The 18,687-nt window shown below is 45.0% G+C and carries 11 protein-coding genes; 3 read left to right on the plus strand and 8 right to left on the minus strand.

Features of this window, described 5'->3' with window-relative positions; genetic code table 11:
- Window positions 1-114 precede the first annotated feature (114 nt).
- A complete protein-coding gene (locus tag AC1DU2_RS03895) occupies window positions 115-2,493 on the minus strand; it encodes an ABC transporter permease (RefSeq protein WP_477382881.1) in 2,379 nt (792 codons plus the stop codon).
- Window positions 2,494-2,939: 446 nt separating this feature from the next.
- Between AC1DU2_RS03895 and AC1DU2_RS03900 the strand changes: the two genes are divergently transcribed.
- On the plus strand, window positions 2,940-4,280 hold the full coding sequence (locus AC1DU2_RS03900; RefSeq protein ID WP_477382882.1) for an alpha-L-fucosidase: 1,341 nt from the start codon (window positions 2,940-2,942) through the stop codon (window positions 4,278-4,280).
- 1,028 nt (window positions 4,281-5,308) lie between these two features.
- Here AC1DU2_RS03900 and AC1DU2_RS03905 read toward each other — a convergent pair.
- The 6 genes from AC1DU2_RS03905 to AC1DU2_RS03930 form a co-directional block, all read right to left on the minus strand.
- Window positions 5,309-5,650, minus strand: coding sequence for a nuclear transport factor 2 family protein (locus tag AC1DU2_RS03905; RefSeq protein WP_477382883.1), 342 nt, complete (start codon window positions 5,648-5,650; stop codon window positions 5,309-5,311).
- Between the two features lie 10 nt (window positions 5,651-5,660).
- On the minus strand, window positions 5,661-6,578 hold the full coding sequence (locus tag AC1DU2_RS03910; protein WP_477382884.1) for a helix-turn-helix domain-containing protein: 918 nt from the start codon (window positions 6,576-6,578) through the stop codon (window positions 5,661-5,663).
- Window positions 6,575-7,396 carry an SDR family oxidoreductase gene (locus AC1DU2_RS03915; protein ID WP_477382885.1) on the minus strand — a complete coding sequence of 274 codons (822 nt, stop codon included), beginning with the start codon at window positions 7,394-7,396 and terminating at the stop codon, window positions 6,575-6,577. The genes AC1DU2_RS03910 and AC1DU2_RS03915 overlap by 4 nt, the downstream gene beginning before the upstream one ends.
- Window positions 7,397-8,475: 1,079 nt before the next feature.
- Window positions 8,476-9,177 (minus strand): hypothetical protein, encoded by a 702-nt coding sequence (locus AC1DU2_RS03920; RefSeq protein ID WP_477382887.1) that lies wholly within the window; start codon window positions 9,175-9,177, stop codon window positions 8,476-8,478.
- The gene (locus AC1DU2_RS03925; RefSeq protein WP_477382889.1) at window positions 9,174-13,922 is read right to left on the minus strand and encodes an FG-GAP-like repeat-containing protein; all 4,749 of its coding nucleotides are present in this window, start codon (window positions 13,920-13,922) and stop codon (window positions 9,174-9,176) included. The genes AC1DU2_RS03920 and AC1DU2_RS03925 overlap by 4 nt, the downstream gene beginning before the upstream one ends.
- Before the next feature lie 330 nt (window positions 13,923-14,252).
- A complete protein-coding gene (locus AC1DU2_RS03930) occupies window positions 14,253-15,563 on the minus strand; it encodes a hypothetical protein (RefSeq protein WP_477382891.1) in 1,311 nt (436 codons plus the stop codon).
- An 835-nt stretch (window positions 15,564-16,398) separates the two neighbouring features.
- Here AC1DU2_RS03930 and AC1DU2_RS03935 point away from each other — a divergent pair.
- The gene (locus AC1DU2_RS03935; RefSeq protein ID WP_477382893.1) at window positions 16,399-17,163 is read left to right on the plus strand and encodes a putative periplasmic lipoprotein; all 765 of its coding nucleotides are present in this window, start codon (window positions 16,399-16,401) and stop codon (window positions 17,161-17,163) included.
- 110 nt (window positions 17,164-17,273) lie between these two features.
- Window positions 17,274-18,053 carry a hypothetical protein gene (locus tag AC1DU2_RS03940; protein WP_477382895.1) on the plus strand — a complete coding sequence of 260 codons (780 nt, stop codon included), beginning with the start codon at window positions 17,274-17,276 and terminating at the stop codon, window positions 18,051-18,053.
- Window positions 18,054-18,206: 153 nt separating this feature from the next.
- Here AC1DU2_RS03940 and AC1DU2_RS03945 read toward each other — a convergent pair whose 3' ends face one another.
- Window positions 18,207-18,680: an SRPBCC family protein gene (locus tag AC1DU2_RS03945; RefSeq protein ID WP_477360572.1), complete on the minus strand. Its 474-nt coding sequence runs from the start codon at window positions 18,678-18,680 to the stop codon at window positions 18,207-18,209.
- Between the last annotated feature and the right edge of the window lie 7 nt (window positions 18,681-18,687).

Below are 18,687 nucleotides of genomic sequence, written 5' to 3' on the forward strand. Positions count from 1 at the left end.
TTCCTCCGCATTAGCGATTGCAGTGGATACCGGCCCGTGGTTAAGGCTTTGTGCGCGTATGAACGAAAAGCGCGGCCCTGCCTCTATCGGCGGGGAAATGCCCATACTGCTTCCCTACTCCGCTTTCAAATTCCTCACCGGATTGGCGATTGCTGCTTTAACAGACTGAAAACTAATAGTCACTAACGCGATAAACATAGCTGCCAGGCCCGATGAAACAAACACCCACACCGGGATATTGATGCGGTAGGCAAAATTATTGAGCCAGTTGTGCATCAGCAGCCAGGATATAGGCGAGGCTATGAGCAGGGAAATTACAATAAGCCGGATAAAATCCTGTGATAAAAGCAGGGTGATGTTTATAACCGAAGCGCCTAATACCTTGCGTACGCTGATCTCTTTTTTACGCTGGGCTATGTTATAAGCCGACAGGCCTAACAGCCCAAGGCAGGAGATAACGATGGCCACCACGGCAAAGCAGATGAACAGCTTGCCAAAACGTTCCTGGGCTATGTACTGCTGGTTGTAGGCTTCATCCGCAAAAAAGTATACCAGCGGCACATCGGGCAGTATTTTTTTCCAGGTGGCTTCCAGTTGATGTACTGTCGACCGTACATCTGTCGATGTGATATCGATAGTGATATTGGTTAAATGGCTGGAATCTACCCGCACCGTTAGCGGCTGCACGGTTTCTAAAAAGGAATGGTTATGAAAATCTTTAATCACTCCCACTATCTCGCCGGTGTGGTTAAGCTGTTTAAAATGTTTACCAATAGCATCCTCCGGTTTTTTGAAGCCCAGGCTTTTTAACATGGCCTGGTTAATGAGCATGGCTTTCATAGAATCGAGGGCTAAGTTTTTTTGAAACCCGCGCCCGGCAACCAGGTCTATATGGTATTGTTTCAGGAACACATCGTCAATAAAATAAACATCGGGCCGTTGCTGTTGCTTTTCGCCTTTGCTGTTCTCAATCATGGTATTAAACTGGTTGTTTGACGTGCCCGGGATAGACGACGACAGGCTAACCATACCAACACCCGGAATTGCCGCCAGTTGCTGCCTTATCCCATCGGTATGCTGGTTGATGCTGTTGCTAAACTGGTAATCAATCACCAGTTTATGATCTTTTTGAAAACCCAGCTGCTGGTTTTGCATAAAGTTAAGCTGCATATACACAATGGTAGTAGCCAGGATGAGGAATATGGAAATACAAAACTGCGCCACCACCAACGACCGGCGCAACATAAGCCCCGTACCCGACGAGCCCGTTTTGCCTTTAAGGCTACTGATGGGTTTAAAGCCCGATAAAAACAAGGCCGGGTACGCGCCGGATAATATGCCTACCCCAACAGCCAGTGCCAGCAGCCATAATACATGCTGCACATGATGAAAAATACCATCGGCTATAATAGTGCCTGTTAGCTGGTTAAATAAGGGCAATAACAGGGATGCAAACAGCAGGGCTATGATAAATGCTACTAAACAAAGTATTACCGCATCCATAAAAAACTGCAGCATCAGCTGGTATTTTGATGCGCCAAGCACTTTACGCACGCCAATTTCTTTGGCCCTTTGTAACGAGAACGCGGTAGTGAGGTTAATAAAATTGAAACAGGCGATAAACAGCACCAACAACGCTATAATAGAAATAATATACACATTGGTAATGCTGCCGCTGGCCGATGTGCCTGTACGGTGCCCGCGTGGTTTACCATACAAATAAACCTTTTTCAATGGCTCGATAGATAGCTGGTACTTAAAATCGGTTTGATCCATATTGGCTTTTACCATGGCAGGGAACTTGGCCTGCAAAGTCGCCGCCGATGCGCCGGGCTGTAATAACAGATAGGTGTAAAAGCCAAAGCGCGTCCAGTGATTCCAGTTTTCATCAACCAGGGTCGAGATAGAAAAAAGAACATCTACCCGCAGGTGCGAGTTATACGGAATATCCTTCATAATGCCGGTTACCCGGCATTTGGCTTTGCCATTGATGAGCATGGTTTGGCCCATAGGGTCGGCGTTGCCGAAGTACTTTTTGGCGGCGGTTTGGGATAGTACCACATCGCAGGGGGCGTTAAACAGGTGGCTAATATCGCCCCGCAGCAGCGGCCATGAAAATATTTTAAAGACCGACGAATCGGCGTAGGCTACTTCTTCCTTCACTGCGTTGTCTGGGTTACTTTGCAAAATCATATCGTCCATAAACACCCTGGCCATATCTCTTACCTCGGGGAAGGCCGCTTTCATAGCCGGCCCCATCGGGGTCGATGAGCTTTCGTAATTGATGCCCGCAGATGTTTTTACATCGGTTACCAGGCGGTAGATATTATCGGCCTTTTGATTATAACTATCGCGGTTTAATTCAAAATGAACATACAACAACGCGAAAAAACAAACGCAAATACCTGTAGCCAGGCCGGTGATGTTGATGAGGGAGAAAACCTTGTTCTTCCACAGGTATCGCAACGTGGTTTTAAAGTAGTTTTTAAGCATGGTAGGTAGGTGTTGGGTAGAATGTAACGATTATAAACCCTAAAATAGGATTACAGGTTGGTATTTTAATGTTTATCGTAAATTTTAAAAGCTTACCTAACACCAAACCACCGCAACGGATATAGTTAAACGAGTGTTCTAAACTACCTTCATTGCGAGGTACGAAGATAACCGACCGCAGGGCGCTCATTAATACCAATAAAAACAAAACACAACATTAATAATCTCCGAACTAAGTGGGACTTAGCATGTAGGGATTGCTTCGTACTCAATGACGGATATTTGATATTAACTCCCAATAAAATGATTTCAATAACTAAAACTCAATTAGCGGTTTGTTTACCTTTGTGATGACCGGACACAATAATATCTATCGGGGGTAAGCCTTATCACCGGTTTCAAGTGGGGTCAAACCAGTTATTATAAATTTATTTTTCAAATTTGTTATGCATAAACACCTTTCACTGCGCATTGTAATTGTTGCCTGTTTCTTTTCGTATTCCTTAACCGTTTGCGCTCAGCAAAAAACCGCACCCGATTCTATCCGGAAAAAAATGCAATGGTTTGCCGATGCAAAGCTTGGCATTTTCATTCATTGGGGCATTTACTCGGTAAATGGCGTTGATGAAAGCTGGAGCTTTCATAACAAAAAAATAAGTTATAAAAGCTATATGGAGCAGCTAAAAGGCTTCACTGCATCCCGGTATAACCCGGCGGAATGGGCCGGTTTAATTAAGCAAAGCGGGGCCCGCTACGCAGTTATCACTACCAAGCATCATGATGGCTTTGCCCTATGGCCCACCAAGCAACATCATTTCAACGTGGTAGATAATTCGCCTGCAAAAAGGGATGTGTTAAAACCTTTTTATGATGCTTTGGATAAAGAAGGGATTAAACGCGGGGCCTACTTTTCTCTGATAGATTGGAGCCATCATGATTATCCCGGTTTTTTAAAAGACAGCAGCCGGTATAAAGTTGCCGATGATCCTGGGCGCTGGCAACGGTTTCAGCATTTTTTTCAAGCGCAAATTGACGAGGTAAATAAAGCATATAAACCCGACTTGTGGTGGTTTGATGGCGACTGGGAACACAGCGCTGCCGAATGGCAGTCGGCAAAAGTAAGGAAACAAATTTTAAACCTCAACCCGGCGGCTATCATTAACGGCCGGCTGCAAGGCTATGGCGATTACGAAACACCCGAGCAAAACTTCCCGGTTAGCCGCCCTAACTTTAATTGGTGGGAATTGTGTATGACAACCAACAACAACTGGGGTTATCATCCCGACGATATCAATTATAAAACGCCTTTTGAAGTAATCAGCATTTTTGTAGATGCGGTTAGTAACGGCGGCAATCTTTTATTAGATATCGGCCCCAAAGCAGATGGAACCATCCCCACCGAACAGGTAAATATTTTAAAAGAGCTTGGGGCCTGGAACAAAAAAAATGGAGAAGCCATTTTTGGAACACTACCCGGTTTGCCCCAGGGCCATTTTTACGGGCCTACCACCCTATCAAAAGACTCAACAACCATTTATCTTTTTTTACCGGGACAAACCGCCGGAAACATTATGCTGAAAGGCTTGAAAAACACCATTAAAGATATACAGGTAGTCGGCACAACCGCTCATTTACAGCCCAAAATTGTAGGAAAAATTTCCTGGAGCCCGGTACCCGGCCTCGTTTTCATCAACGTGCCCGACAAATATAAAGACCCCTACATAACCGTTATCAAACTACAATTAGACAAGCCTCTGCAATTATATCACGGACAAGGCGGCTTGTAAACCGGCATGCAGATATCGGGAAACGCATCTAAACATGGTTAACATAACTTAACACATTTCAAATATATTTTCCATAAGCATTTAACAATCAATACTTTATATTTTATCATGGTTAACACAAAATTGATAGCGAAATTTAGGCGCATCCAAATATTTGTGCCTGGTGTTAAATAATACAAGTCACTTCGGCACCCCTATTATTTAACCAGCATCAGCCATAAAAACAGAATATCGTTTGTCTTGATTCTTGACTCTTGACTCTTCTTCTTTGTCTTAATTCTTGATTCTTAGCTCTTGACTCTTCTTCATGGCAATGCCTGCGGCCCGGGCTGTGCATTCATACGCGCACAGGGCGTTAGGCACCGGGCCGGTATCCATTTCCATCCCTATTGCGGGGCATTAGGGGTTGCTAAAACGATTGTGCATTGGGATGGATTCGAGCTGTCCACTTAATGTCCCCTCAGGGTCTCTCGAGAGGACCCTGAGGTACCCAATCCCCTCGCATAAACGCGGCTTTGGAATTACGACTAACTTTGTACAACCGCCGGGTCCTCTACGAGAGACCCCGCGGGACGGCGGATACCCCTGGCGATGCGGCATCAAGGTATTGGTAAACAAATCCTTCTGTCCCCTCAGGGTCTCTCGAGAGGACCCTGAGGTACCCAATCATCTCGCATAAACGCGGCTTTGGAATTACGACTAACTTTGTACAACCGCTGGGTCCTCTACGAGAGACCCCGCGGGGACGGAGGATACCCCTGGCGATGCGGCATCAAGGTATTGGTAAACAAATCCTTCTGTCCCCTCAGGGTCTCTCGTAGAGGACCCTGAGGTACCCAATCCCCTCGCATAAACGCGGCTTTGGAATTACGACTAACTTTGTACAACCGCTGGGTCCTCTACGAGAGACCCCGCGGGGACGGGAGTTACTTCCACCTCATGGTAACGTGTTCTTATTTCTTTTGATCTTTCAATCACTTCACTCATTTTGATATCGCTCATTGAATTTTGATTTAATGTTGATTTGACTAATCCAGGTAGGCGTTGATATGTTCAATCAGCCCTGCTCCGTTAATGCGGATATCCAGGCCACCGGTTTCATGACCAAAATCGCCGGTAAAATCTACTTTAGCCACGATATTACCTGGCCCGGTATGTTGCATTGACAACAGTTGGGTAGTTGTATGATAGCCAATAAAGAATGTCACAAAGTATTTTTTGATGCCTGGTGTATGCTCAAATCTTTCCCCTACCGAAACATCTTCAATCACTGCGTCCGCAGCAAAAAGGTCTAATACAGCCTGGGTGTCAAACCGGTTGGCTGCCGCTATAAATTGATGAGCAATTTGCTCAAGTTCTGTGTTCTTCATTGATGATCTTTTAATTTAAAGATTGCCTGAAATCAAGCGGTGATGTTTTTGTTTTGGTTTTGAACAAGCGGTTAAAAGATTGCGGATGTTCAAAGCCTAATTGATAAGCCACCTCCGCAACTGATAAATCACTTGCACTTAAAAGTTCCTTAGCTTTTTCAATTAACCTGGCATGAATATGCTGTTGCGTGTTTTGCCCGGTAAGCGTACGGAGCATATCGCTCAAATAATGGGCCGATACATTGAGCGCTGCGGCCAGGTCATCGACCGCTGGCAGGCCATTGGTTAATGGCTTACCGGTGTCAAAATAATCGGCAAGTAGGTTCTCAAACCGAACCAGCAAGTCGCTGCTGGCCGTTTTCCGGGTAATGAATTGCCGGTTATAATAGCGCTTGCTATAGTTCAGCAGTAACTCCACCTGTGATACCAACACATCCTGGCTGATCTGGTCAATAGCCGAATCCAATTCCATTTGGATGTTTTTGAATAACCCGGTAATTACCTGCTTTTCTTTGTCCGACAGGTATAGCGCTTCAGTTATCGCATAAGAAAAGAAGCCGTAGTTTTTGATGCTTTTTCCTAATGGATAAGCCCTGATAAAATCCGGGTGTATCAGTAAGGTATAACCACCATAATCCGCCTCTCCCTCCAGGGCTGTAATCACCTGGTTAGGCGAAATAAAAGATAAGCCGCCCTCATCAAAATCATAATGGCTTTGCCCGTATTTTACCTTGCCGCTAAAATTCTTTTTGTAAGAAATTTTATAAAAATTGAATAGCATCCCTTTTTCCAGGTCGGCAGTATCTGCTGTGATGTTACTATAGTCCACGAGGCTAATCAGCGGGTGCAAGGGTTTGGGCAGGCCTAATGCCCGGTGCAGCTCCGAGATAGAATTGAAGACAACCGGTTGTTTTATTCCGTTTTTCATGCTTGCTGGTATGGGCTTTGCAAGTTAAGGTATTTTGTCAGATTGATGCGGTAGGCTTCAGGCCCCTCGGCCAGGCGTTTGGCGTAAAGGCGTACAGCGTCGTTTCCGGCCGGGTAAGTGAGCTGATCTTTTTCATCGGTAGCATCCTGGTAAACCACTTCGGCAATTTGTTCCGCCTCGGTAAATTCCATCAGGGTGCCATCGTTAAAGCCTTCCATCATTTTAGCCATGGTGGCTTCATAGGCTTTGTCTTCGGTTACCTGCATAGCTTTCGTAAAATCGCTTTTTATGCCGCCCGGGGCTACATTCTTGATGCCAATATTGAACTGGGCCAGGTCGTAAGACAGGCTTTCGGCCAAACCCTGCAAAGCCCATTTAGAAGCGTTATATATCGCTGATTGCGGGTTGGAGGTGAGGCCACAGAGTGAGGTGGTATTGATAAACAAGCCTTTTTTTTGCTCACGAAAATAAGGGATAAATGCGCGGATCATGGAAAGCGTACCGAAGAAATTCGTATCAAACTGCGCCCTGATCTGTTCTTCGGTATGCCATTCAACAGGGCCTATTAAACCGTACCCCGCATTATTAAATACAACGTCAATATCGCCCAAGGCCAGTGCGGCCTTTACTGTTTGCTGCACCTGTTTGCTATTGGTGATATCCAGTGGCAGCAAAGTAATGTTGCTCAGTTGTTTAAGTTCGGTTTCTTTTTCTGGTGTACGCATGGTAGCAATCACCGTCCAGCCCTTAGCCTGAAATAATTTAGCGGTTGCTTTGCCTAATCCGGCCGATGCGCCGGTAATCAAAATAGTTTTCATATTTGCTTCCTTTTGTGTGATACAAAGGTGCCGCATCCCAACAGCCAGATCATAACCAAAACGGAGGGTGTTGTAACCGAAATGAAGAAAAGGGAGGCGCTTTTAGGTATTCCGATCATTTGCTGTCCCCTCAGGGTCTCTCCAATGCTATTAAGTTAAGCTATTTAACCCCGTAGGGGTATAACATTTGTAGAAAAAATAGAAAAATAATGCTCCGTGCCGTAGGTACGGAACTTATGAAGCGTACCTACTGCACGCAAAAATGTTGAATTACAAGTGCTACAAATGTTTTGCTCCGATGGAGCAACCTGTCAATCCCTTAACTTAATAGCATTGGAGAGACCCCGCGGGGACGGAAAAGGGGGCTCTTGTAGGTATTCCGATCATCTGCTGTCCCCTCAGGGTCTCTCGGTAGAGGACCCTGAGGTACACGATCATCTCGCATAAACGCGATTTTGGGATTACGACTGGCTTTGTACAACCGCTGGGTCCTCTACGAGAGACCCCGCGGGGACGGAAATAATACAAGTCACTTCGGCACCCCCTATTATTTAACCAGCATCAGCCATAAAAACAGAATATCGTTTGTCTTGACTCTTGACTCTTCTTCTTTGTCTTAATTCTTGATTCTTAGCTCTTGACTCTACTTCATGGCAATGCCTGCGGCCCGGGCTGTGCATTCATACGCGCACAGGGCGTTAGGCGCAGGGCCGGTATCCATTTCCATCCCTATTGCGGGAGATTGGGGTTGCTAAAACGATTGTGCATTGGGATGGATTCGAGCTGTCCACTTAATGTCCCCTCAGGGTCTCTCCAATGCTATTAAGTTAAGGCAAATATAAAAATTTCAGTTTCGCGCAAAGACGCCAAGACGCTAAGAAAAAATAAGCAAATCACTTTGCGGCTCTGCGTCTTTGCGCGAAAAAACGCTTAACTTAATAGCATTGGAGAGACCCTGCGGGGACAGAATATTATGCGGTCTTGAATAACAGATCGCCGGTTGCGCAACACTTCTGCCCAAGCGATGGATTTAAATTTTATTGCTCTATCATCATTGCTTAAGAAAAGATATATCGTTTCTATTTAACGGTGAACTGATAAATACCTGTATCAGACGTATTGCCCTGTGCATCTTTGGTCACTATTTTCCAGTAGTAGGTGGTGCCGGAAGCAACTGTATTACCTTTTAAAAACATATCTTTCACATCGCTTTTTGCTAAAGCCGGTGCCGTGCTGCTGGTACCGAAGTAAATATCATAACCAGCGATATCATTATCAGGATCGCTACCTTTCCAGCTCAGGTCAACTTTACCGTTAACTGCAGCTACATTTTGTGATTGTTCAGGAGCCAGCCCATCCGCCTGGAATGGGGCATAGTGTATGGCTCCCGGCCCGGGATTATAAAATTTCCACGTGTCGCTTTGCGCGGTGGTTTTACTTTTGGATGATTTTGAAACCACAAACCAGGCGTACGGTGTACTGCGGGCAAGAGTAATTGTTACCTGTGCTGTAGTTATGGTTTGCGTACTTACTGCGCCTGTAAGTAAGTTTTTGGTTGTTATATCATAGCTGTCAGTATTGGCCGCCGCCTGCCACGTAAAAGTGACATCGCTTTGGGTAGTCGATGTTGCTGCAGCGGTAGTACATGCCGAATTTTGACTTGGGAAAAGAAGTATACTTTTTCCGGGATCGGTTGACTGTGTTTTAACGTCATTACTGTTCTTTTTGCTGCATCCGCAAAACATTACCGCCACAAACAATATCAATATGTACCTTCTCATCGCTTAATTATGCTTAAAACTTTTTGCGGGGAATTATCTGTCATTAATTTGAGCACATAGGTGCCGGTTGCACCAATTGATGACACATCCAGCTGTAAAGTGTTACCAGGATTATTGAATAGCCGTTTATAAACTATCCGTCCCATCGCCGAATATATTTCAACAGTGACTTTTAATACGGGTTGATTTCCTAAGGCGATGTATAAAGTGTTATCAACCGGGTTGGGATAAAGTAAAACCTGATCGGCAGCAGTTATTGTTTTGTCAATAACACCCTGGCAAGGCTTATCGGTTGTTACTAACAGGCTGTTACGCCCGGCTGTAAGCGGCAGCGTTATTGTACTATCAGTAGTAGTATGTAAAACACCATTTAGCTGAATGTTATAAGTATTGCCGCCACTCATAGCCAGTGTTACATTTTTGCTGTCATTGCTAACAACCGAGTAAAGCGATATGTCTTTAGGTTCGGTTATAACAAGGGTAAGGCATTGCTGCATTGCAGGATGCGCGTCAACTGTTATACACAGGTTATATTTGCCCGCCGGGAGGTTATTTACCGCCAGCTGTCCGGTAAATGGATAAGTAAAATTATATCCGCTGCCGGATACAACAGCGGTGTAGTTCACGGTATACCTCGCCTTTATATTGATTGCCCCTGTTGACGAACCTTTGCAGGAGGCATTTGTAACAGATACCAGGAAATTATTCGCGGGTAGTTTGTCTATCACTTTTACTACAACCGGTTTTGATGCAATACGGCCCGAAGATATCAACGGTAAATAAAGTATATACACACCGGGTTGATGTGCGGTATAATACGAAGCCGTAACATCTGAAATATCGGCACCATCTTTTGACCACTGGTATTGCGAAAGAAAATATCCGCTGGTGGGACCGTCGTAACTAACATCAGTATAAAAGCCAGGCTTATTGGCAGATGAAAGCTTCACACTATCACCGGCAAAAATAGCTACTGTATCGGCCGGGGTAATTATCGGGGCATCAGCAGTAAAATATTTGGTTAAAGAGGTGGCCGTGTTGCCTGTCGTTGTAATACTTACGTAGCCTGATACCGTGGAATCAACTACGGCGGTAATGGTAGTAGGTGATACTACAGTGAAATTTTTTAAGTTGTAACCGCCCAGGCTTACGCTCTTAGCCGCTGCGAAACCCGATCCGCTGATGGTGATTGTTGTGCCAATCGGGCCGTATGCCGGCTTAATATCCGTAACAGGAAGCGTACCCGTAAGATTACGTAATATAAACACATGGTATCGTCCGCTGTTTCCCAAACCGGCAATATCTGGTTGTCCGTCCCCATCAAAATCAGCAACGGTCAAAGACACACTGCCATCTGCTATATAATCAACTTTAGGGGCAAATGCTATTGTTCCGACCGTTCCAGTATTTTTAAATACCGAAGTTTTACCCTTGCTTGAGTAAATAAGCTCAACTTTACCATCGCCATCCACATCACCCACCGTGCAGGACGAGCCCAGGTAGGCATCCTGTTCAACGGGGATAGTCAGGTCCTGGCTAAAAGCAATATTACCAACGGTGCTCTTATTTCTGTAAGCCACTAAGGCTCCGGCAGTGGTATACGGTGCCATACTTAAAGCGATGATATCTGCTTTGCCATCGCCGTCAAAATCGCCTATTGCCAGATTTTTTGCAAGCGCATTTAGCGCCAGGGTAACCACCGGGGCATAGGTGGCATCCCTTGCGCCGGCAGGCGTGGTGTTACGAAATATGGACACCGAATTTGCAGTGCCTACAATAAAATCGGGTTTATTATCGCCATCTATATCAGCTACATAGGCTTTTCCGCTTACCGGCCCGTTTAACATAACCACCGGTTGGCCACTGCCGTTCATGTCGCCCACAACCATGTTAGTATTTTTACCATAACCGTATCCGTATCCGGTACCGTAGGCACTCTCAAAAAAATATGATCCATTTGAGTTGATAAGCTGTGGCAGGTAGCCATAATCGGTTTTGGTTTCATAGTCCATAAAGCCGTCATTGTTTAAGTCTATCACCACACCGTCAACAGGGCCACCCTCATCCGAGCCGTAATAACTCAAACGCACATCATCGTACTGAAACTTAAATACACCCTTTTTACTTTGGTTTTTGCGTGTTCCAATATTGCTATCGCCCCAATCGGTTAGTATTAAGTCCGGCAAGCCATCGTTGTCAATATCTGTAACGCTAAGCTCATTTACGTAATTGCCCGCAAACATATCCATCCGTGCACCAAATGTTGTGGTATTAATGATACCACCGCCCGCAAAGGTTAATACAAAAGGCTTGCTGGTTGACCGTGTATAGCCCCTGACTGTTACAGAAACAGGCGCATATAAAGCGCCGTAGGGCACAGTAACATAAAGCGTGGTTGGTGTAGCTTTTGTTACCACCCCATGTACTGTGCCAAAAAAAACAAAATTATTTTGAGGTAACACACTAAAGTTAGCACCCGTTATTTGAATGGTAGCACCCGCTGGTGCGGCCATTGGTGTTGCCGAATTTAAAGTTACCGGAGCCACTTTATAAAAAAAACCGGCTACTGCTTGCCCGTATTTTGTTTTAAGCACTAAGTCGCCGGTTTCTCCGTCGCCTACCACAAACTTAACCATACCGGGTGATACCACTGTAAATGATGCCACCGGCACGCCGCCGAGCGTTACAGAACTTGTACCACCCAGGTATTTACCCTTAATGGTAACGGTTTCGCCTTTGGCACCCGAATTATCCAATGAAAATATTTGCGGTTTAGGGGTAAAGGTAAAGCCGTTAAGCGATGCCGTACCGTCGATATTACTTACGGTAATGGCACCTGTTGCTCCCGTATCAATAACAACGGTGATGCTTGTGGCCGATTCGGACTGAATTAGCCTCGGATACACACCCCCAATTTTTATGATTGGCTGGCTGCTGATGAAATTTGTTCCTGTTATGTAAATAACATCGCCAATATCACCCGATTTGGGGGTAAATGATGTAATAACGGGTGGCGGTGGCCCATTGTAAGTAAAGCCGGGGATAGAGTCCCTGCCCTCGTTATTGGTAACCGCTATGTAGCCGGTTGTCCCTCTATCCAAAACAGCCGTTATGCTTGTTGCCGATTGTACAGCTATTGTAGTTGCGGGTTTGCTACCAAAGGTAACCTTATTGGCACCGCTAAAGTTTTTACCTGTTATGGTAACGGTTTCGCCGGGGCCTGCGCTTGTTGGTGTAAAACCGGTAATTTGTGGTAGCCCCGCAATATTATTGTGCAGCAGTGTAACGGTGCTGTAGCCATCTTCTGTCACCACATCGGGTTTACCATCGCCATCTATATCGCCAACTGCTGTCGATGACCAGTCGGGGCTGCCAAAGCCCAAATCTATTTCGGTACCAAATGCAGCAGTAGTTATACTCCCGCTTTTATTGAGGTTTCTGAATACCGTACAGTTGCCGCCGTATGGTGTGGTTATAATTTCGGGGTGGGTGTCGCCATTCAAGTCCCCAAATTGTAAATACGCAATGGGGGCCGAAGTTGTTAATACAACTGCGGGAGCAAACCCAATGGCGCCTGCCGTCGCCGTGGTGTTTCGAAAAACGTACACATCATGTTGCTCGTACGCGTTTAGCACCACGTCGTATTTACCATCGCCGTCCATATCTGTAAGGTATGCGTTGCAAGCAGAGCCATTGATGGTAGTTTGTGTTCCGGTAAATGAAAAAACGCCACTTGTTGATGTATTGCGTAAAATGTAAAAGCCGTAAATATTACCAACCAGTACATCCGCTTTACCGTCGCCGTCTATATCACCAGTTTCTACCGAGTTAGGAGCGCTTCCCAATTGTCCAACCGATATGTCCTGGTTAACAGCAAACGAACTACTACTTAGATTGCCTTTTGTGCCAATGTTTTTGAGTATCGATATGGTGCCGGCCGTGTGATTGGCGGTGATTATCTCGGGTTTGCCGTTGTTATCCAGGTCCGCAATTGATACCCACGTAACGGACGAACCAACGTTTAGCTGAATTTCGTTACCAAACGACGTGCGCGATATAACGCCAGGCGTTGTATTGTTTTTATAAATACCCACTTTGCCCTGGTCAAGATAAGGTACAATAATGTCCAGTTTGCCGTCGCCATCCAAATCGGCCAGTTTTACGGCCTGGGGATTATAAGCCAAGTAATCCGGGGTTACATTAAAAGTAGCAGCCAGTGTTAATGATGCCGCATTTAGCGTACCGCTTACAGCTGTATTACGATAAATATTGATGGTTTGATTATAAGAGTTTACAATAACCAGGTCTGTTTTGCCATCATTATCTACATCGGCAAGGTTAAGCCAAACCCTAAAACCACCGTTGTCGTCATGAAATGAAGCCGAAGAAAATGACTCTTTTTTGAAAACGTTGGTGCCGTTTTCCACAAAGGTAGTGTAAAACGGCCTTGCCGAATTTACCTGCAACCCTGTGCCGAGGTTAATAACCGTAATGGGCAAATTTTGCGAACCTGCAGGAACGCTGGTTTTTAAGGTGGTAGCCGTTGCCGAGATAATAGTAGCCTTTACCCCGCCAAAAAACACCATGTTATTGCCTGGGGTGACATTATAGCCAGTGCCGGTAATAGTAACAGCCGTTGCAACGGGGCCGCTTGCAGGGCTAAAAGAATTGATTACCGGAACCTGCGCAAACACTTGAATGTTAACTAATAAAAGCAGCAGGAGCAATAATTTACGGGATATCATTTGAATTGTGTAAGGTTTAGGCAAAATTACGTTTTAACAATCAGACATCGAAATTTAGTGATTATTATTATCAATCAGAACAGGTTTTTGTTTAATTAAAAATATCCAAAGTTTAATGGTTGTCGGAAAAAGCAACGGGCTTAGGAGCGTGATGTTCCCTAACCGCACCTTGTTGAAATTACCTGCATAGTTCAATTAACCCCTACCTTCCCTTCCCGAGGAAAGGAATAGCGCGTTTCCCTCGTTTTTTTAACAGTCGAAATCTATGGAAACAACCAACGAGGGAAAAGAGCGGCGATCTGTGAGGACACAGATCGTGGGAAAAAACAGCTAATTCGCAACGTTCACCGGCACTGCGTCAATCCAAACCGCTTTCCTGTCGTGTGTTTTAGCAAATTGCTTTTTGAAAAAATTATCATCAGCCTTTACCTTGCCGGCAAAGGCTGTTTTTCCGTTTACTATTATTTTTACTTCGTTGTTGATATCAACCATTTGCGGGCTTATTAAAACTTCAAAAGCTGTTACCCGCGAGGTGGAAATTTCAAATACGTTGTTGTTATACCTGGCTTGTATGGCAGCGCTGGGGTTTATACTATAGTAAGGGTAGTTCTTCCATGTTTTGTTGTTTTTATAATAACTGCCAGTATTGTATGGTTTATGCCAGGGCGCGGCATTTAAAGCCAGATCCCAGTTATTGATAACCAACCAATTGCAGCTGCTATATAAATGGCTGCCAGTTTCCCAGAATATAGTTTTAGCGTAAGGATTACGGCGGGTGCTGTCGATGAATTTGAGGGCGTTGGGGTAATCGAGGTCTAAATGTTTATCGAAGTGCTGGTAGCCATAGTACTCTTTATATTTTACATTGGTTTTTAATGAATCCAATAGTTTGATAATCACCCGGGCCTGCTCGATGGGGCGCAAATCGTCTTTATCGGAGTGGACGGCATACAGCGGCTTGTTGACGGTGTTTCGTAAATAAATGTCATCAGCCGCCAGGTTGGTCAACATAGAATTATAGCACAAAAAGCCCGCAAACGGCGAGGGATTATACACATCTAACGCAAACGCCCCATCGGATCCATCAGAATGGCCCATTGCAAAAACCTTGTCATCGTCGACATTTACAGATCGTTTAACTTCATTGATGATATTGAGCAGTGTTTTAAAAGTGAGATTGTCATTGGGTCTCCATTTATTAACCACCCAGCTAAACTTTTTGGTTTCATCGCCATAGGGCATAATAATGATGTTGCCTGTTTTACACAATTTGCCAATAAAAGGGTCGTCGTCGGCCTCGGTGGCTTTGTGTTGTCCCATGGCATCGCTAAAATGAGATGCACCGACAGCGCCGTGCAGCAATAAAACCAGCGGCGTTGCCACCGATGGGTCATACGTTTGGGGGATAAATAATCGGAAGGGCACCGCGCCAAAAACAGAATCGTTGATGGTAAAAATGTGCATATCCCGGTATTCCCTGAGTAAAGGAAAATGGCTGTGGCCGAGATCGGCAGGTTGGCCGTTTTTCAACAGCTTGTCTGAATTGCTTTTAGGAATGCTGTTAAAATCGGTTACCTGGGCAAATGCCGGCCCCGTAAATAACAGGAATAAGGTAGCAATAAGGCGGTAATATTTTAACACAGGCAATGTTTTTTAAGGTGCAACCATAGGTAACTGCGTTGGTAAAATAGTTAATATTTGATGGAATGGCAAATTGGTGGAGGGGGAAGCGGGTGGTGTTACCCGATGGAGTAGTTGGTTTTACCTTAACATTGGCTTTGAACGCCGGCGAAGACTCACCCGGTCGAGGCTACGCCCGACCACCCTCTCTTCAGCTGCGCCGGAAAGAGGGTGGAGATCGTTTTTTGTTTCTTTTGCCCCTCTATGCGACGCGCTATTTCTTTGTTTTATCGAAAGTATCTCGTTTTACTCAAAGTGTCAGCAGTGGGAGCTTCGGGCGAAAACGGCAAAAACAATGGTGGGCTTGTGCGGCTGCAGGGCATAGGAAGTCCAGAGGCACGAAGGATCTATCAGTTGTACATCACCGATAGAAAAGTCTGCGAATAGATCCTTCGTGCCTACTCATGACATGTTGTACTTTCGAGGTGCGCAGGCCTGTCACCCTGAGCCTGTCGAAGGGTCGCGCGGAGAGGCCTTTGCCCGCTATGCTTCGACGGGGCTCAGCATGACAACGCTCTTTAGTATATCATTCTACCTTTAAAGTTTCTTGAAATTTTACAATTCAGTATTGACAGTCTTTTATTTTCCAACGTCATTTCCCCTTTATAATTCGTAAATTTTATCATTAGGTGTTACCATAGCCTTTAATCCCGACACTTAATTCTTGACGCTATTCAAAAAAATTTGTAACATCGTATTACATCTCGCATCTAAATAAAAAACAAATACAAAAAAAGCCAGCCGGCGTAACCCAAACCAAAAACCGCCATGCCGGCAAACAACTCATAAAATCATCATGAAAAAAATATTCATAGCGCTTACAGGTTTAGTGGTTAGTCTTTCGGCATGCAGCCAAAACCCGCCGCAGCAAAACAATGTCACTATCGAAAACAATACCACTGCCGGTTTTGACGTAAATAAGCTTGCCCAGTTTGTAAAAAACAGTACCGACCCGCAAACCCTTGAAAAAGCCATTAACAACCCCGCCAACCAGATCAACAACCTTGACCTGGATAAGGACGGCAACATTGATTACCTGAAGGTACAGGAAGCCGATAACAACAAGCTGAACATTATTGACGATGTTAGCAATTCGCAATCGGTAACGGTGGCCAGTGTTAATATTCAGCCTACCGGCAATAATAATACCGCCAACCTCGATATCCAGGGTAACCCAACTTACGTGGGGTATAACAACTATTATCACTCGTCATTTGGCTTAACCGACTTTTTGATATTAAGCTACTTTTTGCGCCCGCACAGCTACTATGTACCGATGTACCATTACGGCTATTATCCGCATTATTATACCCGCACGCGTACCTATACTACGTTCAGGCCAACTACCTCGTCGTACATGTCGTCGAGGAGCAGCAACCGGAGCAGTTTGAGCCAGCCAACCAGGTCGCAAAGATCATTCAGCAACCGCAGCTCGGGCAGCAGGGTAAGGAGTGGCGGTTTCGGCAGCAGCAGTTCGGGCAGCAGCTTTGGCAGCGGCAGAAGTTCGGGCAGCAGATCCGGGTTCGGTCGTAGCCGTGGTGGTTTTGGCCGCAGGCGATAATCTCATTTTTCAAATTAGTTTTACATTTTAATTAGCTTGAATTCCGGGCAATCCTGAAGTCTCCCCTACCGCGGAAGATTTAGAGGGGGCTTACATTACCAATAATAGATATGGCTATCCAATTAAGAAAAAATACCCTTTTATCTGACGATAATAAAAAAACGTTTAAAGCAATTATCGTTTTAAACGAAATGATAAATGGCAACCACCAGTTTAGCAGCAGTGCTTATGGCGACGATGCCTTACTGCAGCCGCTGTTTCAGGAGCTTGTTGCCAATGGCTACATCATCAGCTCGGGCTCGGTTTATAAGCTGAGCTCAAAAGGCCGCGGCGTATTTGACACCTTCATGAAGCGCTATAGCGAATACCTGAAAGTTTATGACGTTTTTTCGTTTGTCGACCTGGAAAAAGGCGAATTTGCCTTTAGCAGCTATTTCGACTTTGATACCGACGATGACTGGTTCAACTTTACCGACAATGAGCGTTTTGATGATTTGCGCATTGCCGTAGCGATGTTTAAAAAGGCCGATCCGGCCGAAATTGTGTTTATGTCGTTCATCAACGAAAACAGGTTTGATACCAGCGTATCGGGCTGGCAAAATGATTTAATGGCCGACACCGCCTGGGGCGAAATAGAAGAAATTTGCAACACCGCCATAAAGCCCGAAGATGTTGGCGAAGATGCCATGGTAGATATGATAAACCAGGGATCGGAGCTGATGATTAAACTGATGGAGGAAGAGCAAAAACAGAATAACAATAACAACAATTACGGCGGCGGCACTACCACCACTACCGTTGTTGAAGAAGAAACTATCGAATACTACGAACCCTACTACGACCCTTATTACATCTCGCCAATTTGGCTGGTACCGTTGTTTATCTGGTAATAATTATAAAAGGATCATGACCTTCTTCCGTGGTATGTGTTCTCACATACCGCTGTCCACATGGTATGAGATGAGGGAAGATGGCGTTGGGACACAGCCATCGGGGAAGTGATACAAAGGATAACAAAAACCCGCATTAACGGCCGGCTTTTGTTATCCTTTATAAACGCCAAAAAGTTTTTCGATCGCCTTCTCGCGATAGGCAAAAATCTTGTTCACTTCCTTACTTACAAAAACCTTATTTGCGATAGTGCCTATAAAGCCATATGGTATGGCATAGTGCAAAATATCATTCATTTGCACGCCGCCTTCAATGGCTTTAAAATGATGTTGGTGATGCCACAAAGCATATGGTCCAAAGCGCTGTTCGTCAACAAAATACTGTTTATCAGCAACCTGGGTAATCTCGGTCATCCAGTTCATTTTGATACCTGCCACCGGCGAAATTTTGTAGGTAATGATCATACCAGGATACATTTTGGTATCGGCAGTATAATCGGATGTTACCACAAAGCTCATATCGGGCGGAGTAATTTTAGCCAGGTTTAAGGGCGAGGAAAAAAAATCCCAGGCCTCATCTAAACCAATCGGGATCCTTTGTTCGGTTTTTAAAACGTATGTTTTCACAATCAAC

The organism is Mucilaginibacter sp. P4_C11 (assembly GCF_056402115.1).